Source organism: Paenibacillus sp. FSL R10-2734 (assembly GCF_037963865.1).
Lineage (GTDB): Bacteria > Bacillota > Bacilli > Paenibacillales > Paenibacillaceae > Paenibacillus_AQ.
The window spans coordinates 4246676-4269245 of sequence record NZ_CP150170.1 but is presented as its reverse complement, the minus strand read 5'-3'; the positions used below and the strand labels follow the sequence as shown (position 1 = coordinate 4269245).

Genomic DNA, 22570 nt, shown 5'->3' with positions numbered 1-22570 from the left:
ATGCCATGCAATTTTAAGATAGGGAGGACATCTAGAAATGAAACACCCATTTATATTAAATGCCGTATGGAACGGCGGTCGTAACAGTGACGGAATGATTGAAGCGGGACAGCTCAAGACGCAAATCTCCATTCCGAAAGAAATGGGCGGCCCCGGAGTTGGAACGAATCCAGATGAGATGCTTCTCGGTGCAGCAGCAACCTGCTATCTCATTACACTTGCAGCCATGCTGGAGCGATCTGAGCTTACAACTTCAAGTCTGACCTTAACGTCAGAGGCGACGGTGGATGTAACGAATAACATTTTTACATATGATGCGATCAAACATTCACCTGTAATCACACTTTCTAAAGAAGCGTCACAGGACGATATCGATAAAGCTATTCGTATTGCCCATAAAGCAGAAGGCTCTTGCATGATCTCCAGAGCTGTAGCAGGAAACGTACAAATTACTACAGAGCCAACAGTGCTGACAGCAAGTATATAAGGCTAGGTTCTAAAGGAGTAGTTATCCCTTAGATAATCAGAGAGGAGACGTTAACTTTGAACGTTGAGTTGTATAAGGATTTGATCAAGGATGAACGTGGGAATTATTACGTAGCGGTGCAAAAAGAGGGCAATGAACTGACCTTGGTAAATGCAATGCTCGAACGATCATACCAGGACCTGTGGGAATTTAATGAAGAGTTCAAAAAAAAATATGCGGAATACGAGCGCCAGTTCATCGGCAAAGTGATTATGGATAAGCTGCGGCATGATATTGTATTCGCATCCAAAGATGACGGCCATGGACGAATGTATGACCTGGCTGCGGTAGCTGGCAATTATAAGGTTAGTTTTATCGATATGATTGAATTTTACCGAAACCCTCGAGTAGGACGTAGCCATGACAACAACATCATTTAAACTCAGCGTATTAGATCTCGTGCCTGTATTTGATAATGTGGATGCAGGTTTTGCTTTGGGACAAGCAGTAGTGCTGGCTCAAACAGCTGAAAAATTGGGATATACTCGTTATTGGGTTGCCGAACATCATGATATGTCGGGCTTAGCGTGTACCTCGACTGAGGTATTTTTGTCGCATATTGGAGCGAAAACACAGCATATCCGCATCGGGTCGGGAGCGTTATTGCTGCCACACTATAAACCACTGAAGGTGGTAGAGTCTTTTCATTTGCTGGCAAGTTTATATCCGGGACGCATCGACCTTGGGTTAGGCAGGGCTCCTGGCGGTGCTGCTGAAGTAAGCTTAGCGCTGAGCGGAAATTTTCTCGAAAATGTTTGGAAAATGCCGGAACTGCTTAAGGGAGTCACCGAATTGTTGCAGGGCAACTATTCATATGAAGGACGTCAGATAACCGCCCGTCCGACTCCACCCGAATCGCCAGAGCTGTGGATGCTGGGAACAAACAAGAAAAGTGCGGCATATGCTGCCGAGTTTGGCGCAGGCTATGTGTTTGGTCAATTCATGAGCGATGTAGCTGGGGAGGAGATTTTGCAAGCTTACCGAGAAGATTTCATTCCTTCTTCAATTGCACCTGTTCCGCGGGCTATCGTAGCTGTTGGTGTCATTTGCGCAGATACTGAGGAAGAAGCAGAGAAGCTCGCCTCTACGGGTATGACATTGTTCCAACAAGAAGGCTCAGCCGAAGAGAAATCCAAGCTTTTGGAACGTAAGCTGCTGATAGGCACACCCGAAAGCATTAAAAAAAAGCTGGAACAGTTATCTCACTTGTATGGAGTTGATGAATTCATTATCGTTACTATGATTCCAGACTATGAGAAACGGCTGCGTTCATTTGAGCTGCTTGCCCGTGCTTGCTTGAATTCTAACTAATGATTAAGGAAGAGATCTATTTGCTAAGCAAATGGTGAACTATAGTTCATACATGAGAGGGCTGCCGAGAGGTAGCCCTTTGTTTATTTTAGTATGCCAAAGAAGGTTCATTTAAATGAAGTCTCATACCTCTGACCCAATTCTTATTCGAACGGGAAGTTTAGTTTTAATTGTTCTCTATAAACAATAACTTGTACATTTTGTTATTATTAGGGGAATAGTCCCCAGGAGGAATAAAACTAAATGACTCAGGAAGAAGTGTTAAAAGGCGGCAATGTAAATCACATAGTCCGTATCGAGAACACTGTTCGACGCCCTATAGGTTATTGGAGTTCGAATGTTCATGAACTACTTAAACATTTGGAAAAACAAGGATATGAGGGAGCACCAAGATTTCTCGGAATCGATAATTCTGGTCGTGAAATATTGACATTTATTTCTGGAGAAGCGCCAGGAAACAATTATCCAAAACTTGAACCGTACATGTGGTCGGACGAAACGCTAGTGGGCTTGGCACGCCTTATGCGTCGTTTCCATGATGCGACTAAAGTGTTTAGTCCCAATACGGAAGACAAATGGCAGCTTAGCTATGCCGACGATACCGAACACGAAGTGATCTGTCATAATGACGCAGGGTTGTATAATGTTGTCTTCCAAAAGAAGGCTCCTGTGGCGCTGATTGATTATGACATGGCAGGCCCAGGTCCGCGTATGTGGGACATTGCGTACACCCTTTACACATCTGTTCCACTTGCGAGTTTCGCACCTGACCATTCTGCTGGAACCACAGTAGCATACCAATATGAAATACATGCCGTAGAGCGCCGTCGGCGAATTCATTTGTTTTTTGAATCTTATGAAATTCCTATCCCTAATAATCTGCGACAGTGGATTATTCAACGTTTGATAGTACTGTGCGATACGTTGAAAAATGGTGCTGCCGATGGGAATCCTGCCTATCAACAAATGGTTGATGAGGGTCACTTGGCTCATTATGAGAGTGAGATTCGTTTTGTAACAGATCATTTCGAAGGTTGGATATAGAAATCGAATATTCCGCTCACGGACAGGATAATTGAATAAAATTAAAAAAGTATACCATTAGAATTGAGGTCTGAGAATGAGAGTAAAACGAATTGTCACAAATATTAAAACTCAGAATGTTTCGGCAGCAAAAAGCTTTTACCAGGACGTACTCGAGCTTGATTTATTGATGGATCATGGTTGGATTGAAACATACGGCTTACTCGGGAAGGAGAACATTCAAATAAGCTTCGCCTCACAAGGCGGCTCCAATACGCCTACTCCTGATCTATCGATTGAAGTAGATGATGTCGATGCAGTGTTTGAACGTATGAAGAGTGCTGGATATACGATAGAATACGGACCTGTTGATGAGCCTTGGGGTGTTCGGCGATTCTATGTCCGCGACCCATTTGGCAAACTTATCAACATCCTTGCTCATGGACATTAGATAAACGGTCACGGCGTGCAGAAATCTAGATTGTTAAACTATCGGAATCAACTCCGTCCTTTCAGGGACGGAGTTTTTTGCGTTCTTATAAATGATTTTAAGGAAGCGTGATTATGTCCCCCAAAAATCTATGCTTACTCAATAGTATTTCACATATTTCATAAGCTCGGCGATCCCCAAAAACTGCTTCATTAATTGACTGTTCAATTTTTGCAATGCAAGCTCGAAGGACATTTCAACTTTTTTGTAGTTTTGTGTCTCTATTTCATTCAGTAGCTGTTTCATATTCTCGATAAAATACACGGTCTTCCTTAAACTGCTGATCAATATAATCTTTCTTAATTCCGTTAAAGTATAGACTCTATAGCCGTTGTTTTTGTTTCTATTCGAAGTAATTAGTCCTTCTTGTTCCCAATGGCGAATGGCTGAAGGCTTAACGCCTGCCATTTGTGCAACTTCACCAATAGTCATTGCATTTGTTACCTCTAAATCTTTGTATTTTGATAAATCTGCATTACGGAACATGCGTAATACTTCCTCTAACCTAAGCTTTTCTGCTTGTGTATTATGCTGCTCCTGATTGATTGACCAAAGTGCATACTCCATTTGCCGAGCTTTAATCTTTCTCATCACATCGTACACAACAGGAATCTCATATCCTTGCAAAAGTGCCCGAATCGTAATAAAAGCTTTGACATGAATGGCTGTGTAACACCGGCGATTGCTAGCGGTTCTTGGTACTTCGGGAACTAAGTTTTGATCTTCGTATCTTCTTAACGTAGTAGTACTTACATTTAATTGCTTAGCTATCATTGTTGGTGTATAAATATCTTCCATAATGGCCATCGCTCCAAACATTCAAGTTAAACCTTCAAGTGCTACAACAACATTAAATCTAATTAATCAAGATATATCAAGGCTTAGAATGGGATAAACCGAAAGATTGCATGAATGTTATATGATATTTTTATAAAACAGTAAGGAGAGGATTGTTTGAAAAAGATCATACGATTAACCAACCATTCAGCAATAGAAGTAGGATTAACGGGAGGCTCAGATCGTCCAACGATCATGTTACCTATCGCTAAAAAATCCGTGTACAATCAGGAGGCTGAGAATCTAAAGCTATGGGGCGTAGACCCTGAATTAGGTGAACATTTTGTTGAAGGTCTCGCGGATACGTTTCAAGTGCTTTATTTTGATTATGAAGGTCATCTCTTTCAACATCCAGTGGAGAACCTAACCGTAGACCATATTGTGAAGGATCTCCTCCTCATTGCTGATGAAATGAATATTAAGAGCTTTAGCTATTACGGCTATTCCTGGCTAGCGTTAGTTGGACTACAATTGGCTATCAGGTCAAATCGTCTGGAGAGCTTGGTCATGGGAGGTTTTCCGCCTTATAAGGGTCCCTATCAAGAGATGATGATTGTAACTCACAAAACACACACCCAAGCTTTGAGTAATCAAAATGAGCCAGCTGAAAGTCCTATTGAAACAGAGAAACCAGATGAGATAGACTGGGATAACATTAAGGTATCGATAGATCCCCGTGTAACAGCTCAATTTGTTGCCTTATACGAGAGTCTCACTGCTTTTGATGAACGCAATATTCACCATTTGCTTAGTCTTCCAAAACTAGCTTTTGCAGGAGAAAATGATACCATCGTATACGGCGAAAAATTCGGGAATGTTACTGTTGATATCGCTGGGATATTAAAAAAGAATAAAGCAAAGCTGATTGATTTAGGCTGGGATGTTGAAATCCTAACGGGAACTCAAATGGATCATACAAAAGCTATGCAACCAGCCGTGGTTTTACCATTGATTAAGCCCTGGTTTATAAAACAATTATGAGTAAAGACAGGACAATAAAGAAGGCAATTCATGTACAAAAACCTTGAGGGTTTAGTTTATTTCGATTTGAAATATATTAGCCGGTGTTTCCCATTAAAGGGTACACCGGCTTTTTTTTCATAGGCGCATTGCTCAATGAAGACAACCTCAGGAATCAAAATGATAAGATCACACGTCATATTATTGGCATTGAATGTCGAAGCTTATGATGACATAAAATGTTTTCTCGCTTTGTTTACATACAAAAATAATTTTTTTTGCAACCAAAACCTTTCTTTTCCTACTTTATAAGTGAAGGCCTTAATCAAACTGAACGGAAGTGATGGAGTGGAAGATAGTGAAATCATACAGCTGTACTTTGCGCGCAATGAAACAGCAATAGAAGAAACATCAAAAAAATACAAAAATTATTGTTCCCGGATCGCCCAAAATATTCTGTCTAATGTTGAAGATTCGGAAGAATGCGTGAACGATACCTTTCTTGGAGCGTGGGAAGCGATACCGCCGAAAACTCCTGAAAAGCTGTCATCTTTTCTAGGGAGAATCACGCGAAATATCGCCTTGAATAAATACGATTATTACATGGCCAAAAAGCGGAATAAAAAGTTTGATACGATCCTTGATGAATTAAACGATTGTTTATCCTCTTCTGACAATGTTGAGAGCCAATACGAGGAAGAACAAATGGCAGAATCCATAAGCAAATTCCTGCACAACATTAACGAAGATCATCGGAATATTTTTTTAAGACGATACTGGTACTCTGATTCTTTGGCTGATATCGCAACACGATTTTCAATAAGTGAAAGTAAAACCAAATCTGTTCTTTTCAGAACACGAAAAAAACTCCAAACATTCCTTAAGAAAGAGGGTTATATCCTATGAATAATAAAGATCTCTTTAAGACTATTGGTTATGTAGACGGCAATCTGGTGGAAAACGCCAACACAGCAAAACGGACGAATAAGAAATCATTTGCGAAGTGGGGAACAATCGCTGCCTGCGCAGCATTGTTGTTAGGAGTGGGTATTTATAAATCCCCTCTGATGCCTTCGTTGACTAATTCACCACAAATATCGCAGCAAACGCCAGTCTCAGCTCCCACCGGAATTCGTAAAATTTTAAATTACAATGGATTTCGTTATGCATTCGTCGGCGATGGCGCTCAGTTTAAGTTCACAGGAGTGGAGCTTGAAAAATCACTTGGAACATTAGATTTTGATATGAACCAAGAGATTGGGAAGAACGACGGAGATAAAGTTGTAGAAAAGGATTATTCATCGACGTTCGCAGTTGGAGGGCAGCTATATGAAATCCCGACGTACCCATCCCAATTCCGCATCGCTGTTAAGGTTGAAGAACATTATTATTTGGCAGAAATCGTGGCGAAGGTAGATGATTCTACGATGACAGCAAAGGAATATCTAGATTTGTCGAATCTAAAGGAGCATGCAAAAGATATCCATGTTCTTAATCATGTGGGGGATGACGTGTTAAAAGAAATGACTGATCATACTTCTGTGGAGTCAATCATTACGGGGTTGTACAGCGCAACAAAAGCAGATTTGACCAATAAGGAATACGAGGCTATTGCAGGGGCGCAATCCCAAGGGAAGTCGTATCAACTCAAGTTCAACCTTAAGGACGGAACTAATATGGCCATGTATATCATTCCTGAATTAAAAGTCGTATCTATGGGAGATGCTTATTATCATTTGCCTGACACCTTCTTTGATCAATCCGGTGAACTCTTTTCAGGGCTTAAACAAGAAGTGTTGCCGCTTTATTGAACTTAGAAACTTTTGATCATGCTCGAATCGATCTAGTAAGATAAAGACAAAGGCATCGAATCCATAGATTCGATGCCTTTGTCTTTATTCTATTAACTTCGATAAGGTTTACTAGCTCATACTATTATAGAATATTCTTCATACTTTCGAGTTAATAGAAAGCCCGATGATCATAGAGTAGACATAGTGTTCAGAGAAGGAAAGACAGTTGTACTTGAAGGAATCTAGGCAGGGTGCTCTATCTCAGGTTTAATCAAAAAACATAATTATAATTACCCAGATTGTACATTAGCCCTCACCCACTAATAGATATAAGCGTATTACTAATACGAGAAAAATACTCTGTGTGTTTCTATTAATAGATGATTGCTTGTTTAGGTGTTAGGTGTGGATTTGAAAATGTTCAGTTGAGAAAGGAGCTTAGACTATATGGCGGCAACCATTACTGGAACTGTGTTTAATGATTTGAATCATAATGGTCAGTTTTCCTCTGGTGAACCTGGGATTCCAAAACCGGCATGTCCACCAACTACTTTTACGCAGCCAAGCGGGTTTACAATGTCAAATGGACCTAGAAAACTAACGGTAGCTGTTACAACGACTCAAATCAACAATAATACAACAATAGCCAATCAAAACTTTAGCCATGACTCTCTCGTTAACCAAAATGTATCTCAAGCGGATGTATCCGTAATTATAACGGCTGATCCTATGCCTGCTGTCACTGGTGAGATATTTACTTATACGATAGTTGTGACAAATGCAGGGCCATCATTAGCAGAGAATGTGATGTTAATAGATGCCATGCCTAGTCAAGTAACAAATACAGAATTTTCTGTAGATGGTGGAGCTACATTTAATCCGTGGGAAAATTCCTATAGTATAGGGTCATTGCCGAATGGTGCTTCTCAAACCGTTATCATAATAGGAACTGTAGACGCTTCGACCGTGGGGACAATCACGAATACTGCTATGGTCACTTCAACAACACCTGATTCAGACCCAACCAACAACACGTCAACGATTGATACACCTGTTATTCCTTCGGCGGATATTTCTATTATTAATATAGGCAGCCCAAGTCCAGTTATTGCGGGCCAACTCCTTACTTATACAATAATAGCAACTAATGCAGGACCGTCCGTTGCGGAGAATGTCGTGTTAACGGATACTGCACCAAGCGAGCTTGCCAGCGTTGAATTCTCTGTAGATGGAGGCGTCACCTTTAACCCTTGGATCGATTCTTATAACCTAGGGACGTTAGTCAATGGGAATACGGTTACTGTTATACTCCAGGGAATAGTAACTTCTTCATCTGTTGGAACGATTACCACTACGGCAACTATAAACTCCACAATACCCGATCCTGACCTATTTAATAATATTTCTACAGCAGTTACTCCGATTATTAATACGGTGGACCATTTAGTTGAAAATGCTGATTATCCATCTCCTGTAACCTCAGCTACGGAAAATATCACCTTAACCGATGTCGTGCCAAGTGGGCTTATGAATGCCCAATTCTCTATCGACGGAGGAGCAGACGTAAGTTCAATAATACAAGAACCGGATCCAACGGACAACACTTCAACCATCGTTACCCCAATGAACGGAGCTACCGATCTTTCTATCGTCAGAACGACGATCCCTGATTCAGTTTCTCCAGAACAAGTGCTTCCTTACAATTTAGTCGTGTCCAATGAAGGATTATTCGCTGCGGACAATATAGTAGTAACGGAAAGTGTCCCAACCGTAAGCTCGACAACACCAGACCCGGATCCAGGTAATGACAGATCCATCATCGTTACTCCAGTGAATGCCTCTTCAGATCTCTCGATCGTCAATACGTCGAGCTCTGATCCCGTTTTCCCAGGACAATTGCTCACCTATAGCGTAGTCGTATCGAACGAAGGACCGTCTGATGCCACGGATGTGATAGTAACGGAAAGCGTCCCAAGTCAGCTCGAAAACGTAGAGTTTTCTATCGATGGAGGAGTAACCTTTAATCCATGGTCGGGCACGTATACGATCGGCACCTTAGGAAACAGCTTTGGTCTTATGCTAATCTTTCGAGGAACGGTAATAAACTCGGTGTCGGGTACGATTACAAATACAGTAACCGTAGACTCGACAACACCAGACCCAGATCCAGGTAATAACACATCCATCATTATAACTCCAGTGAGTGCTTCTTCAGATCTCTCGATCGTCAAAACGTCGAGCTCTGATCCCGTTGTCCCAGGACAATTGCTCACCTATAGCGTAGTCGTATCGAACGAAGGACCGTCTGATGCCACGGATGTGATAGTAACGGAAAGCGTCCCAAGTCAGCTCGAAAATGTAGAGTTTTCTATCGATGGGGGAGTAACCTTTAATCCATGGTTGGGTTCGTATACGATCGGCACCTTAGGAAACAGCTTCGGCCTTACGATAATTTTTCGAGGAACGGTAATAAACTCGGCGTCGGATGCGATTTCAAATACAGTAACCGTAAGTTCGTCAACGCAAGACCCGGATCCAGCAAACAACACATCAACAAACCACACTCCAATCAGCGTATATGCGGATATTTCAGTTGTAAAAACAGCGAGTCCAAATCCCGTATCACCCGGTCAACTCCTGACGTTTACGGTTGTCGTGTCTAACAACGGCCCTTCAAACGCTGAAAATGTAACGCTAATCGATGCTGTGTCAAATGTGCTTTCGAACGTAGAATTTTCTACGAATGAAGGAACTACCTTTGCTCCATGGGGCGGTTCCTTAAGTATAGGAACATTAGCAAATGGCGCTTCCATTACGATTTTAATTAGAGGAATGGTGAGCTCTTATTCTAGTGGACCGGTTACAAATACGGCAATCGTAAATACGACAACGCCTGATCTGAATCCAGCCAATAACACTTCAACGGTCACTCTCAATGTTAGTGAAACTGCGAATTTATCCATTGTCAAATTTGGATGTCCAGATCAAGCTTGCCCAGGTCAGTTGCTCACTTATTCGATAGTAGTGTCTAATGCAGGACCTTCAAATGCAGAAAATGTAACTTTAACAGACATTGTTCCAAGCTTGATTAGAAACGTAGAGTTCTCAATGAATGGTGGTTTGAACTATGTACCTTGGACCGGAACTCACCAATTAGGAAAACTGGCTAACGGATCATCAGTCGCGGTTTTAATTAGAGGAAAGATAAGTTCTTTCGCAGAGGGTATGATCTCTAATACAGCTACTGTTCATGCATCGACCCCTGATCCGGAACCATCTAACAATTCCTCGACGTTCGTTATTCATATTCAAAAATGCGATAGCTCTAAAGAAAGCCCCAAACATCGAAGATCCATTAAATGCCAAAAATGTACCAAATCACATAAATGCGATAAATGTAGAAGAGCAGCGCTAAAACGAAAAAATCGTTCTCGAATCGTTTTAAGATTGAAACTCAAATAATTTAAAGCGGGTACTCCATGTAGGTGGAGGTACCCGCTTATTTGTGTTTTGCGAAAGCTTAATTAATGGAGGATCACCATAATGGAAGTTTAAGGAATCTTGACACGACACCGTTTGGTGTCCTATAATCAATTAGACACTAAATGGTGTCCTTTTGGGTATAGACAGAGTATATTCAGTTACACTACAGGTAATATTACGGAAAAGGTGGGGGTGGTTTTGAACGATAATAGTCAAGTGAGGGATGTATATGACGCTGTTGCAGATCCAACAAGGCGAAAATTACTTCAAATACTGGCTGATGTTGATGAATTACCCCTACATGAAATTACGATTCATTTTGAAATGGGTCGTACTGCAGTTTCTAAGCACTTGTCTATTCTTAAAGATGCTGATCTTGTAGTTGCTCGAAAGGTTGGTAGAGAAACGAGGTATCGTTTGAATGCCACTCCATTGAAAGAAATTCGGGATTGGGTATCTTTTTACGAAGGCTTCTGGAAAGAAAGAATCGATAAACTAAAACTATTATTGGAGGAAGAATAATGAAACCAGATGTATCTTTAGATTATCAATTTACAAGCTCCATCGAGAAGGTATGGAACGCTTTAACGGATTCAGATACACTTGCGAAATGGATCTGGAGCAATGACTTTAAACCAGTCGTAGGGCATAAATTTCAATTTCGTGCAGAGCCAAATGAATGGTGGGATGGTATTGTAAATTGCGAGGTTCTCGTAGTAGACGAGCCACACACATTATCTTATACTTGGCATAGTGCCGGTGAAGGCACTACGGTTACTTGGACTTTGAGCCAAGAATCAGATGGTAAGGTTCATCTACATCTTGGTCAATCTGGATTTAGTGAAGAGACCAAAGCTCGCCAAGGCGCTATTGAGGGTGCTAAATATGCTTGGGCGAATATGGGCAGTCAGCTCGAAAAAGTATTAACAGAACTGTAATTTCAAGAATAGGGCGCTTTTCTGAAATACGGAAAGTGCCCTTTTTAATGGAATAAATCATGGCAATACTACATGAAGAGAATGGAGATGAGATGATACCACTATGAAAATAAATCGATTAATCGCAAACAATATTAACAAGTTAGATGCAGTAATACCAGTAGAGCAATCCTTAGGTATTGCTGGTTTGTCCGGATCTGGTAAAACAACCTTTTGTCAAACCATAGGCGAAGAATCCAAGAAACGTCTCGTTTCACTATTGCCGAAGGCTGAATATCAGTATTTATTCCCCAACATTATGGAAACCAATTTCAGTGCAATCCAGATGGAAGAAATGCCGCTTGTACTTTTTCTAGGGAGATCATCGATTTCTTCCAATCCTCGATCAACCATTGGCACACATACGGGTGTGTTTACAGAGATTCGTGTTACGCTTGCTGAACAATATAACCTTTCTCCAGAGGTTTTTTCATTTAATAATGAATTAGGCTGGTGTCCAGATTGTAAAGGTCGTGGAACTACTAAAAATGTTGAATGTAAAAAGTGTAAGGGGAAGCGCTATAATCAGGAAGCTGAACAATATAAAATGGAGCTATTGGATCAAGCGAAGAGTATTTCCGATATTAACGACTTAAGCATTGAAACCATCCTTTCTTTAGCGGAAGTTCTGAACATTAGTGAGGGTAAACAAAATATTCTAAAAAACATAATCCATATGAATATTGGTTATTTAACATTAAATCGCATTATGGGCACCTTGTCAGGTGGAGAGTTAACACGACTTTACTTGGCAGAATTCATGGCAACAAGTGAAAATACAGTAATTATCATTGATGAAATCTCCGTGGGTCTGGATCACCAAACCCTTTTGAAAATATTAGAACAAATCAAACAATTAGGATTTAAAAATCAAATTTGGCTCATTGATCATTCTGATACGGTATTAGATATAACGGACGAGCAATTGTTCTTTGGACCAGGTAGTGGGAAATACGGCGGGAAAATTGTTGAAGAATCGCCTCGTCCTGCGCCGATCAATGGAGAAATAAATAAGGCAGCGCCTACAGAATACCATCACTTTCAAGATCTTTGCTGTCGTAATATTCAAATGGCCGAAATTCAGATTCCCCGTAATAGAGTTGTAACGTTTACAGGTGAATCTGGATGTGGTAAATCTACACTGGTCAATGAGTGTATGTCCAAAGATTTTGTGAAGCGATATCCCAAAGATAAGCTGGTGATTGTTGGGCAAGATCGAAACCAATCGATTACCAGTCGGTCCACCGTGGCAACTTTTCTTGATATCAAAAGAAAGCTCACAAAATATAGTGAAGAGATTGATGATATTTTTCAGCGCTCGATTGAAGATATTATTGAAGAACTGCCGAATGAAGACATCGCTCATAAACGCTTAAGCTTATTGATCAAGCTTGGACTTGGTTATTTGACATTGGAAAGAAAAACACAGTCTTTATCAACAGGTGAATTCCAATGTGTCCATTTAGTTTCTGAGCTATTTGCGGGTTCGAGAAACCCCAATACACTTTTCATTTTTGACGAGCCTTCCAAAGGATTATCGCAAAATATTCTAAATCAATTCATTGATAGCATCAGGGTTATTCTTCAGGATGAATCCGTCTCCATAATGATGATTGAACATAACTCATATATACTAGAAAACTCTGATTATATCGTTGATTTTGGCAAAAGACAGCTTGAACCTGTGGAGTGTCTCGATGTCCTCAGTCATGAAGAGTATTATCGTCAACAAAACAGTGAAGAGCATGTCGCTCCATTGCAAATTTCTTCAACATTACGTCAACAAAATGGCATTAACTATTTAAAAGAAGATCAGATTGCCTATTTTAAAAATGCAGAAAACGTCTATAAGGGTGGCATCTTAAAAAGCTTATCCTCCATGGCACGTTTGATTTATGGTGAATACGAATCGGATACTATTGCGCCTGTCATCGCCATTGATCTAGAACGTCACTTGTATAGTCAATACACTTTTCTATATGAAATTGGTGGCTTGATCAACCATATTGTGTCGGCACATCCAACCAATAAAGATACGAGTAGCTTCGATTTCTATTATCAAGACAATCATTGTCCATGCTGCAAGGGTCGTCGTGTCATTGAAAAATTTGATTTTGATGTTGTTTTACAGGATAAAAATATGTCGTTTTGGGATGGCTTATTGCATCCAGATGCAATGGAGATTCTAAAATTTTATCAATTACCCAAAATAAAATTCATCTTTGAAGAGCTTAAGAATGAACTCGGTCAAGATATCAGTAAGAGTTATAACGAGATGACGGATGCAGAAAAGCATACTTTTTGGTACGGGTATTGGGAAAAGTCATTTTATGATAAAGCAAGCAAGGCATCGAGGACCTGGGAAGGCTTCAATTACATCATTGGGAACTACATGGTGATATCGAAAGCGATCATTAAAGAGCATATCAAACAGTCCAAAATATTGATTACATGTCCAATCTGTCAAGGAACCGTACTTAATCATCGTAAAAAGCTAAAGTTTGGTGACACAGATATTCGTGAGCTCATTGGACAACCACTTGATCAAGTGATTAGTACCGTTGGCAATTTACAGGTACTAGAGAAAATGAAAGCCATTGTCGGCGGCAATATGGTTCTTACAGAGGAAGTCTCTTTACTGCCTAGGGAAACACAAGTTGCTCTAAAAATGCTTGAACTAGAGCTAGCGAGCTTTGCGCACTATGAAATGGTATTACAAAATGCTCTGCCATTCTGGGGTAAGATTAGCGGCAGCATTGAATCCATCAGCATCAATAATCGAATCACCATTTGTGATTTTGATAATATTACTGAAACCAGAGAATACATCATTGATAAGTATTTCACGAATGGAAAATACAAAAAATTGACCTATGTCTATGAAGCGTTTGGTTACAAAAAGCTGGTCACCTTAATTAATAAGATTAAAGCTAGTCATCCATGTCCATTCTGTAAAGGGAAGAAAGTTATTTCAGAAGATGGACTCCATGATGGCGTTTATAAATTAACGATTCCATGTGTTAGTTGCTACGCAAGTGGCATTAATGATGAAGGACGTAAGGAAATTGTCGAAGGCATTGATGTGCAAACCTGGCTAACTGGCAAAGTAAGTGATGTTCTGACTAAAAGCTCAAATATTGAGGCTGTAGCAGATATTCCAATTTTCATTCGTATTCGTGAGTTGAATAAACAGGAAATGATGGCTGTGTATCAATTTCTTGAGCAATAGTGTTTTATTCTCTCTAAATGACGATATAGTAAAAACGCATCGAGTCCATAGACCGATGCGTTTTTTATCGAGATAAGCTTTGAATGACTAAATCGTCACTTTCTGTGTCACTGAACAGTCACTTTGGAGAGATATACTAAATCCATTGACAAAATGGAGGGAATTGAGAAGACAGAATGGTAGTGAAATTACGAAAAATCCTTATTATAGGAACTATTCTTTACACGCTTTTGATTTTCTATTTTATGTTTTTCGCTTTCAACAGAGTAGCGCATGAATACAGTGATTACGGGTATACGTTTATGTGGATTCCAGAAAGTGTACCGCTGCTTTTCCCAAACCTTTCTGACCTATCCTTTTCGTGGATTTATAATTTGGGGAATGTCGTTGCTTTTATCCCATTTGGGATATTAGTTCCATTATTGTATCCTACACCTTTTAAAAAGTTTATCCTCATATTTATCATGAGCATTTTCGTATTGGAAACTCTTCAATCTTTAAGTTTTTTAGGTACATTTGATGTAAGTGATATTATATCCAATACATTAGGAGCTGCCGTCGGATATTGCGCGTATAAGATAGGATTTATTTCAAAAATCACTTGGAAATCACTTATAAAATCGGCTTTTACTGTTGTTGTTCTATTGATTGGAATCATGGGGATCTCTGAGATCATCGATTTTACTCTGGAGAAAAGGGAAGGGGTTATCTACGGATTACAGGAGGTGAAAGAACATACTGAAAGTATGCCCATCACGCATAACCTCTCCAGTTTCACTATCGCAGATGAAAAAATATTACCAAAAATGAACTTGTATAGCAGCGAAGTTGAAGAAATTAATGCATACACCTACACTTTCAGTGATAAAAAAGAGATGTTGTTATATTTCAACTTTGCTTTCCCTGATCCTGATGACTCTAATAGTGAACTCATTATTGTAGCTGATGGTAATGTAATACTTCAATCGACTGGACAATATAGTCCAAAAGCTGAGCTTGTAAATACGGCGTTAGTTACCGTAGCCGAAATAACCATTATCCTTAAAGGTAATGTGAAGCTATGGGATGTAGGATTTAGTGAAATGAAGCACTGGTGGGAATGAGGAGTTAACCCTTCGTTAATTGTATTAACGGAGGGTTTCTTTTGCTGATCAACTCATATACATATTCCGGTATACAGCGGGTGTGAGGTTCTCGAACCTTTTGAATGTTTTAATAAAATAGCCCGTATCACAGAATCCTAAATCATCGCTCACTTGATGAATAGGTGCGTCTGTGGACTCCAGCAGCTGTTTGGCCCATTCAATCTTGAGCCTGGCAACGAAGAGGGAGAAATTCTCGCCTGTTTCTTTTGTGAATATGCGGCTGAAATAACTGGAGCTGATATGACAAAGCTTGGCCATTTCTTTTAGGGTGAAATTCTCATTCTTGTGCGCATAGATGTAATCAAAAGCAGGCTGAAGCACTGAATTTGTAGAGACGAATCTTTGAGCCCCATTCTTCAATTTGGTCTCGATGAGCGCCCCTGACAGTTCTTGCTGAATGGATTGGATTTTGCGATACGCACGGTCTGTTTCGTCGAAAGTTTCAGTTGATACAGCTGCGTCAATATCTGAGGTCAGCACTCTTTTGTACAAATCGACTGTCGTACGCTTATGAATGGCTTCTTCCACGATATAGGTGCTTAGCTGTAGCAGTAAGTCCACGCATTTCGTTACTTCATCATAGGATAAGACAGGGAGTGCTTCATAATCCTCTTGGAGCGTCTTAAACTTCATGTTCGCGTCTACATTAGGTGGCCTGGATACAATCTGCTCCAGATGTGACACGTCAGGTTCACGAAGCTTAAGCTGTCCGGCCATAATTGCACCTAGATATTGATTGTCAATAATAATTGGAATGGCGATATCGATGATGTTGAAATGGCATAAATAAATATACGGCTTGTTCAAACGAACGGCTTCGATACCGGCGCGTGCATCACACTTTTGACAGTATTGAGAGAGGTTAGAATCCTGGCGTACGCCTTGGCAGAAGGGCTGACAGAAGCTGTGTTTGGTCACGGGAACGCCTTTATAGTCAACGGTAAGAATGGCCATTTTAGTAACAAGCGATAAGGAGTCCTGCAACTTCTCCCATTTCTTCAAATCAATAATTTCTTCTAAATTAAAGCGAGATTTGGGCATCACGATATTCTCCTAGAAAAGTTATAGAAACATATTGAATATTATAGCGAATTTTTGCACTAAAGGACAAGATAATACAATTTCTTTAAAAGAAGACAAAAAAACACGATAAGAAAACGCTTTATTTAGACCTTATTGTTTCATGCATACCGAAATAGAGCAATCTATAATATAACTATATACAACCTAGGAGGAATGAAAATGAGAAGAGCGTTTATCAGTCCGACGAAATATGTGCAAGGTGAGAATGAACTATTGAATTTAGGTTATTTTGTAAAAACATTCGGTGATTCCGCACTGCTCATTGCACATCCAGATGATGTAACACGTGTGAAAGATAAATTAGAGGCAACTAAACAGAAATTTAATATAACCCTAGTTGAAAGCGGCTTTCATGGGGAATGCTCAAGACAAGAGGTCGCAAGATTGCAGGCTCTAGCCAAGGAGCATCAATGTGCATGTACGATTGGTTTGGGTGGAGGTAAGGCGATTGATACGGCAAAATGCGTAGCAGAAGGGGAAGCACTGATTATCGTTCCAACTATAGCAGCCACTGATGCACCAACAAGCCACTCCGCAGTCCTCTATACCCCAGAGGGCGAATTCGATGATTATGCTTATTTCAAGCAAAGTCCGAGTGTAGTCATGATCGATACAACAGTGATTGCCAAAGCGCCTACAAGATTTCTTGTTGCAGGGATGGGAGATGCACTCTCGACTTATTTTGAAGCAAGAGCTACAGCAAATTCTTATTCCAACGTGAATGCAGGCTTACCTTGCGGAGTGCGTGAAGGGGTTTGTGGGGAAGCTAAAGGGACGGTAACATCGCTAGGACTTGCCAAACTGTGCTATGAAACTTTGCTTGAGAATGGATTCAAGGCGAAGCAGGCTTGCGATTTGAATATCGTAACGACAGCCTTAGAAAATATCATTGAAACGAATATTTTGTTATCAGGACTGGGCTTCGAAAGTGGAGGCTTGGCAGCAATTCATGCGATTCATAATGGCTTAACGGCTTTGGAAGGAACACATCATTATTATCATGGTGAGAAGGTAGCTTTCAGTACAATTGCTCAATTAGTGCTTGAAAATGCAGACCGTTCCGAATTAAAAGAAGTGTTAGACTTCTGCCTGTCGATTGGCCTTCCAGTGTGCTTAGCGGATATTGGAGTAGAGCAAGTAACTTATGAGGAACTACTTGAGGTTGCCAAAAAAGCATGTATTGCTGAGGAATCCATTCATTCGATGCCGTTTCCAATTACGGTTGATGCGGTAGCATCTGCGATTATGGCTGCCGACCAATTAGGACGTCAATACAAACTAAGCAAGGAGCTTTAAAATGAAGAAAATTATGAATAAACCGGAAACACTAGTCCGGGAAATGTGCAATGGACTAGTCTTGGCGCATCCTGAGCTGGATTTTAATGATAAATTTAAAGTGATTTCTAAAAAAGAGATCAACACCGATAAAGTTACGCTTATTAGCGGTGGCGGAAGTGGACATGAACCGGCCCATGCCGGGTTCGTAGGTAATGGTATGCTGGATGCAGCCGTATGCGGTGATGTGTTTGCTTCTCCATCCCAGATTCAGGTCTATCAAGCGATCCGTAGTTCTGCGAGCCAAAAGGGCACGTTGCTAATTATTAAGAACTACAGCGGCGACATCATGAACTTTAAAAATGCAGCACATCTCGCAAGTGAAGATGGCATCCAAGTGGAATATGTTAAGGTAGACGATGACATTGCCGTCGAAGACAGTCTCTATACGGTAGGGAAGAGAGGGGTTGCTGGAACAGTTCTCGTTCATAAAGTAGCCGGGGCTGCGGCAGAAGCAGGACTATCCTTAACAGAAGTGAAAGAAGCGGCGCAGCATGCGATTGACCATGTTCGCACCATCGGCTTCGCCTTTACTTCTTGCACCGTTCCTGCCAAAGGGACCCCGACGTTTCATATCGAAGAGGATGAGATGGAATACGGTGTCGGAATTCACGGTGAGCCTGGAATACGCAGGGAAAAATCAGTGTCTGCGGATGAACTAGCGCAGCGGATGGTTACGTCCTTACTGAGCAATTTGCAGATGAATGATGATACGCAGCAAGAAGTTGCCGTTCTGATCAACGGATTTGGTGGAACACCACTGCAGGAGCTTTATTTGTTGAATAATTCTGTGATACGTGAATTAACAGCCAAAAATAAGCGAGTGTTTAAAGTATTTGTCGGCAACTATATGACCAGCATTGATATGGCAGGCGCATCGGTGTCGATTATGAAGCTGGATGAGACGCTGAAGAAATGGTTGTCTGCTCCGTGTGATACACCGGCATTGTCGGTTAAAGGTTCGTTTGAGCCGGTGAACTATACTGAGATCATCAAGGAAGAGAAAGCAGACAGCACGGTATCCTTCAAGAATAATACGAATGCTGAAGCAGCTGTAATTAAGAATAACCAGTTTTCCTTACAAAATATCGTTTATTTGATCGATCAAATGAGTGAGATCATTATCGAGAACGAAGTGCCGTTCTGCGAGCTAGATTCCCATGCCGGAGATGGAGATTTTGGGATGAGTGTAGCCAAAGGCTTCAAGCAGCTAAAAGTAGAGTGGGAAGACATTCTAGCTCATCATCTCAGCAATATCGGTGACTTCCTTGATGCATGTTCATTGATCATCATGGAGCATTGTGGTGGAGCATCTGGACCGATCTGGGGATCTGGCTTCCGTGCCGCAAGCAAGTCCGCACAGCAGAAGCAGGAGTTGTCCATTCAGGAGTTTGCCGATATGATGCAAGCCGTTGTCAAAGGGATTCAAGACACCGGTGAAAGATCTTTCGGAAGAGGTGCTGTCGTTGGAGACAAGACATTAATTGATGCGCTTGTACCCTTTGCGGATGCTTGGACACAAAGCGCTGGACAAGGCGACGATATCAAGCTGGCAGCTACCAAAGCGGCAGAAGCAGCAGTACTCGGTGCTCAGAAGACTTCCGAAATCGTTGCCCGTATGGGAAGAGCAGGTACGGTAGGCGAACGCAGCATTGGTTATCCGGATGCGGGAGCTTACGCGCTTGGCGTTATATTCACAGAGCTAGCTAAAGCGATGAGATAAGTACGAGTACCCATTTAACAACTGTACACCCCATCTAAAAGAGCAGCAGTCATAGACTGCTGCTCTTTTTATTTTTTTCTTAACTTACCTGGTAAAGGGATATGCCGAATGGACTCAACTGGATGATATAGTAGCATCCATGGGCCTGAGAAACGCATAACCTCCTTAATTTTTTGACGGTAATCCCTTTTGTAGCAATGGATAGGACACTTTGCGCATGCTGTCTTTGCTTCACCGAACTGGCAGAGGGATAGTCTTGTACTAGCATATTCATTTAACTCCTGACATTCCTCGCACAGCACTTTTTGACGATGTTTTTTCATACAATATATGCGAATCATTTTCCCAACAATTTCTTTTTCTTTTCGAATTTTCGGACCATCATTCAACTGCCTTTTTACTTGTGCTGCCATATTCATAAGATCCTTTCGATATTATAAAAGTGCATTCTATAATAACTATAGCATCAGATTTTTGAAGGGAGCAGGTACTTCTTTTACATTTCTATGGCATTTGCTATGAAAATTAGTAAAGAAACTTGTCGAAAAATGGAGTAGAATCTAAATATCGTTTTGTGAAAATGTTAATCCTATGTTATTAAGTCTTTATTTCCTTTTTATGATATCTGACGTATGCTTTAACATACGATTTAAAAGATTGCGCCGCTCCGTTGTTAATCCTGTGCTTCTCAAGGCATCATGGATGGGGACCACCTCTGAAATATTCTTGCCACCGTTTGTCATCCTTCGATTGACGCAAGTAGGGATGTAATCGACGTTAGTTATACTCGTATTTCCACTATTGTCTTTTTTGATTTTGAGTGTAAGGATGATTCCGCTCTGCGTATATGGAATATTCTTAAGTTTAGTCGAAACAAAATTACCGAGCGAGTAACTGACAAATCGCTTCATTCCTCGAACCGCTATAGGTTGAAGCACATGTGGGTGAGATCCAAGAATGATATTTGCACCATTTTTAAAAAAGAGGTTTACCAATCGCTTTTGCCTCTTATTTGGAGTGTACCGATATTCATTTCCAAAATGCATATAAAGCAGCACCAGATCGACTTTCTTTTTTAAATTTCGAATTTCTCTAATGATTTTATTGGTATCAACCCGATTGACTAGCCATGGCTGATTTACCGGTACAGGGATTCTATTGGTTCCTGAAGTGTAGGAGAGAATTCCAATCGTAATGCCTTTGACATTTTTGATAAGAACATTCTTGGATTCTTGTACTGACTTAGATGTACCGGTATGGTCGATTTCATTACGATCCAGTACTCGTAACGTTCGAATCAGACCCGAGGCACCATAATCCATGCAGTGATTGTTCGCCGTTACTAAGACATCGAATCCAGCTTCCTTAAGCGCGGGGGCCAGTTCATCTGGGCACTTGAATATCGGACCGCCAGATCGTGGACTTTTTCGGCATTCTTGCCCGTTTCCGGCAAAAGTGGTTTCGAGATTACCGATCGTTAAATCCGCCTGTCTCAGATAAGGAGCCACTTTTGCGAACAGAGGGGTGAACGAATAGGTTCCGCCCGACTGCTTAGCATCTGAAATAATGTAACGTTTGACCATGAGATCTCCCACAGCAGCTATTTGAATTTCCGTCATCGTGATCCACCTTTTATCGTTTTCATTACAATATGGGAGAAAGGTGGTATGGGTTATTTTTTTGACAAAATGGACATCAAGTAATATACATTAAATTATTGAAAAGAAGAGGGAAGCTTTATGCAAAAGATTCAAAATTCTAAAATGTACTTTGTATTTATTCATTTGGCTTTAATGATCTTATTATGTACCTCAATGTATGCCTATTCTCCATGGATTCGTACGAAAGTGAAGGAAATTCTCGAGCCTGCGGACAAAGTATATACAATTGCTCACCGTGGTGCATCGGGATATGCACCTGAGAATACAATACCTGCGTTCGAACTTGCTATTGATATGGAAAGTGATTATATCGAGTTAGACATTCAATTAACAAAGGATCGTGTTCCTGTAGTTGTTCACGATGATACTGTTAATCGCACCACAAATGGAATAGGATATGTTAAGAATTATACCTTAGAGGAGATTTCGAAATTAGATGCTGGCTCATGGTTTAACGAAAAGTATCCCATGTTTGCTAGAGATATATATGCGGGATTACGTATTCCGACTTTAGATGAAGTATTTGAAAGGTTTGGAAAAGACGTGGACTATATGATTGAGATTAAGGATCCCGCTTTGAATCCGAACATTGAAACCATATTAAACGAACAAATTGTAAAATATAATCTGTCTGATCATGTTTCCATACATTCATTTAGTGAGGCAAGTTTACGTAGGTTTCATTCCATTGACCCAGAGATCCCACTTTATCAAATTGTTTGGTATAATATTCCAGTTTATAAAATACCTGAATCTTATATTAATCGAGTAAAAACTTATGCGGTTGGTATCAGTCCTAACTTTCAAAAAATAACTAAGTCCTTTGTCGCACAAGTGAAAAATTCTGGGCTAAAGGTATTCCCATATACAGTGAATTATCAAGTCAATATGGACAAAGCCGTGATTTGGGGTGTAGACGGGGTACATACCAATTTCCCTGATCGATTTAGTGAAGTGATTAAGAATAATGAGAAGTGAGGTAACGAGAATACAT

At 40.5% G+C, this 22570-nt stretch carries 20 protein-coding genes; 16 read left to right on the top strand and 4 right to left on the bottom strand.

The window, feature by feature from the left end; all coding sequences use genetic code 11:
• Positions 1-37 precede the first annotated feature (37 nt).
• From NSS67_RS18595 to NSS67_RS18575, 5 genes are all read left to right on the top strand, one after another.
• On the top strand, positions 38-487 hold the full coding sequence (locus tag NSS67_RS18595; RefSeq protein ID WP_339315074.1) for an SACOL1771 family peroxiredoxin: 450 nt from the start codon (positions 38-40) through the stop codon (positions 485-487).
• Between the two features lie 56 nt (positions 488-543).
• Positions 544-906, top strand: coding sequence for a hypothetical protein (locus NSS67_RS18590; protein WP_339315073.1), 363 nt, complete (start codon positions 544-546; stop codon positions 904-906).
• Positions 887-1837, top strand: a complete 951-nt coding sequence (locus NSS67_RS18585) for an LLM class flavin-dependent oxidoreductase (protein ID WP_339315072.1) — start codon at positions 887-889, stop codon at positions 1835-1837. Before NSS67_RS18590 ends, NSS67_RS18585 begins: the two co-directional genes overlap by 20 nt.
• A 243-nt stretch (positions 1838-2080) precedes the next feature.
• Positions 2081-2881, top strand: coding sequence for a phosphotransferase (locus tag NSS67_RS18580; protein WP_339315071.1), 801 nt, complete (start codon positions 2081-2083; stop codon positions 2879-2881).
• A gap of 76 nt (positions 2882-2957) precedes the next feature.
• Positions 2958-3311 carry a VOC family protein gene (locus NSS67_RS18575; RefSeq protein WP_076286966.1) on the top strand — a complete coding sequence of 118 codons (354 nt, stop codon included), beginning with the start codon at positions 2958-2960 and terminating at the stop codon, positions 3309-3311.
• A gap of 138 nt (positions 3312-3449) precedes the next feature.
• Here the strand turns inward: NSS67_RS18575 and NSS67_RS18570 are convergent, their stop codons facing one another.
• Entirely contained in the window at positions 3450-4169 is a 720-nt protein-coding gene (locus tag NSS67_RS18570; RefSeq protein ID WP_339315070.1) for a MerR family DNA-binding transcriptional regulator, read from the bottom strand.
• Positions 4170-4304: 135 nt separating this feature from the next.
• Here NSS67_RS18570 and NSS67_RS18565 point away from each other — a divergent pair, with 135 nt between their 5' ends.
• The 8 genes from NSS67_RS18565 to NSS67_RS18530 all read left to right on the top strand — a co-directional run bounded on the left by NSS67_RS18565 (position 4305) and on the right by NSS67_RS18530 (position 15732).
• The gene (locus NSS67_RS18565) at positions 4305-5168 is read left to right on the top strand and encodes an alpha/beta hydrolase (protein ID WP_339315069.1); all 864 of its coding nucleotides are present in this window, start codon (positions 4305-4307) and stop codon (positions 5166-5168) included.
• Positions 5169-5495: 327 nt separating this feature from the next.
• On the top strand, positions 5496-6053 hold the full coding sequence (locus NSS67_RS18560; protein WP_339315068.1) for an RNA polymerase sigma factor: 558 nt from the start codon (positions 5496-5498) through the stop codon (positions 6051-6053).
• Positions 6050-6958, top strand: coding sequence for a hypothetical protein (locus tag NSS67_RS18555; RefSeq protein WP_339315067.1), 909 nt, complete (start codon positions 6050-6052; stop codon positions 6956-6958). The genes NSS67_RS18560 and NSS67_RS18555 overlap by 4 nt, the downstream gene beginning before the upstream one ends.
• Positions 6959-7387: 429 nt before the next feature.
• Positions 7388-10402, top strand: a complete 3015-nt coding sequence (locus NSS67_RS18550) for a DUF11 domain-containing protein (protein ID WP_339315066.1) — start codon at positions 7388-7390, stop codon at positions 10400-10402.
• A gap of 219 nt (positions 10403-10621) precedes the next feature.
• Positions 10622-10945, top strand: a complete 324-nt coding sequence (locus NSS67_RS18545; RefSeq protein WP_339315065.1) for a metalloregulator ArsR/SmtB family transcription factor — start codon at positions 10622-10624, stop codon at positions 10943-10945.
• Positions 10945-11361: an SRPBCC domain-containing protein gene (locus NSS67_RS18540; protein WP_339315064.1), complete on the top strand. Its 417-nt coding sequence runs from the start codon at positions 10945-10947 to the stop codon at positions 11359-11361. Before NSS67_RS18545 ends, NSS67_RS18540 begins: the two co-directional genes overlap by 1 nt.
• Before the next feature lie 103 nt (positions 11362-11464).
• On the top strand, positions 11465-14629 hold the full coding sequence (locus NSS67_RS18535; RefSeq protein ID WP_339315063.1) for an ATP-binding cassette domain-containing protein: 3165 nt from the start codon (positions 11465-11467) through the stop codon (positions 14627-14629).
• A gap of 176 nt (positions 14630-14805) precedes the next feature.
• Positions 14806-15732 carry a VanZ family protein gene (locus NSS67_RS18530; RefSeq protein ID WP_339315062.1) on the top strand — a complete coding sequence of 309 codons (927 nt, stop codon included), beginning with the start codon at positions 14806-14808 and terminating at the stop codon, positions 15730-15732.
• A gap of 48 nt (positions 15733-15780) precedes the next feature.
• On the opposite strand, the gene NSS67_RS18525 is transcribed toward NSS67_RS18530, so the two are convergent.
• Positions 15781-16815, bottom strand: a complete 1035-nt coding sequence (locus tag NSS67_RS18525; protein ID WP_339315061.1) for a PocR ligand-binding domain-containing protein — start codon at positions 16813-16815, stop codon at positions 15781-15783.
• 201 nt (positions 16816-17016) lie between these two features.
• On the opposite strand from NSS67_RS18525, the gene NSS67_RS18520 reads away from it, so the two are divergent.
• Together NSS67_RS18520 and dhaK are read left to right on the top strand one after the other, a co-directional pair.
• A complete protein-coding gene (locus tag NSS67_RS18520) occupies positions 17017-18153 on the top strand; it encodes a glycerol dehydrogenase (RefSeq protein ID WP_339315060.1) in 1137 nt (378 codons plus the stop codon).
• 1 nt (position 18154) lies between these two features.
• Positions 18155-19915 carry a dihydroxyacetone kinase subunit DhaK gene (gene dhaK / locus NSS67_RS18515; RefSeq protein ID WP_339315059.1) on the top strand — a complete coding sequence of 587 codons (1761 nt, stop codon included), beginning with the start codon at positions 18155-18157 and terminating at the stop codon, positions 19913-19915.
• 68 nt (positions 19916-19983) lie between these two features.
• On the opposite strand, the gene NSS67_RS18510 is transcribed toward dhaK, so the two are convergent.
• Both NSS67_RS18510 and NSS67_RS18505 read right to left on the bottom strand, forming a co-directional pair.
• Positions 19984-20328 carry a nitrous oxide-stimulated promoter family protein gene (locus NSS67_RS18510; RefSeq protein WP_339315058.1) on the bottom strand — a complete coding sequence of 115 codons (345 nt, stop codon included), beginning with the start codon at positions 20326-20328 and terminating at the stop codon, positions 19984-19986.
• Between the two features lie 192 nt (positions 20329-20520).
• Positions 20521-21534: a CapA family protein gene (locus NSS67_RS18505; RefSeq protein WP_339315057.1), complete on the bottom strand. Its 1014-nt coding sequence runs from the start codon at positions 21532-21534 to the stop codon at positions 20521-20523.
• Positions 21535-21654: 120 nt separating this feature from the next.
• Between NSS67_RS18505 and NSS67_RS18500 the strand changes: the two genes are divergently transcribed.
• Complete coding sequence (locus NSS67_RS18500; RefSeq protein WP_339315056.1) at positions 21655-22554, top strand: glycerophosphodiester phosphodiesterase; 900 nt, start codon at positions 21655-21657, stop codon at positions 22552-22554.
• Positions 22555-22570 lie beyond the last annotated feature (16 nt).

Coding starts and splice junctions, on each gene's coding strand:
- NSS67_RS18555 (WP_339315067.1), top strand. CDS start 6,050: ATGAATAATAAAGATCTCTTTAAGACTATTGGTTATGTAGACGGCAAT.
- NSS67_RS18540 (WP_339315064.1), top strand. CDS start 10,945: ATGAAACCAGATGTATCTTTAGATTATCAATTTACAAGCTCCATCGAG.
- NSS67_RS18530 (WP_339315062.1), top strand. CDS start 14,806: ATGGTAGTGAAATTACGAAAAATCCTTATTATAGGAACTATTCTTTAC.
- NSS67_RS18510 (WP_339315058.1), bottom strand. CDS start 20,328: ATGGCAGCACAAGTAAAAAGGCAGTTGAATGATGGTCCGAAAATTCGA.
- dhaK (WP_339315059.1), top strand. CDS start 18,155: ATGAAGAAAATTATGAATAAACCGGAAACACTAGTCCGGGAAATGTGC.
- NSS67_RS18575 (WP_076286966.1), top strand. CDS start 2,958: ATGAGAGTAAAACGAATTGTCACAAATATTAAAACTCAGAATGTTTCG.
- NSS67_RS18505 (WP_339315057.1), bottom strand. CDS start 21,534: ATGACGGAAATTCAAATAGCTGCTGTGGGAGATCTCATGGTCAAACGT.
- NSS67_RS18500 (WP_339315056.1), top strand. CDS start 21,655: ATGCAAAAGATTCAAAATTCTAAAATGTACTTTGTATTTATTCATTTG.
- NSS67_RS18580 (WP_339315071.1), top strand. CDS start 2,081: ATGACTCAGGAAGAAGTGTTAAAAGGCGGCAATGTAAATCACATAGTC.
- NSS67_RS18525 (WP_339315061.1), bottom strand. CDS start 16,815: ATGCCCAAATCTCGCTTTAATTTAGAAGAAATTATTGATTTGAAGAAA.
- NSS67_RS18585 (WP_339315072.1), top strand. CDS start 887: ATGACAACAACATCATTTAAACTCAGCGTATTAGATCTCGTGCCTGTA.
- NSS67_RS18595 (WP_339315074.1), top strand. CDS start 38: ATGAAACACCCATTTATATTAAATGCCGTATGGAACGGCGGTCGTAAC.
- NSS67_RS18570 (WP_339315070.1), bottom strand. CDS start 4,169: ATGTTTGGAGCGATGGCCATTATGGAAGATATTTATACACCAACAATG.
- NSS67_RS18550 (WP_339315066.1), top strand. CDS start 7,388: ATGGCGGCAACCATTACTGGAACTGTGTTTAATGATTTGAATCATAAT.
- NSS67_RS18535 (WP_339315063.1), top strand. CDS start 11,465: ATGAAAATAAATCGATTAATCGCAAACAATATTAACAAGTTAGATGCA.
- NSS67_RS18520 (WP_339315060.1), top strand. CDS start 17,017: ATGAGAAGAGCGTTTATCAGTCCGACGAAATATGTGCAAGGTGAGAAT.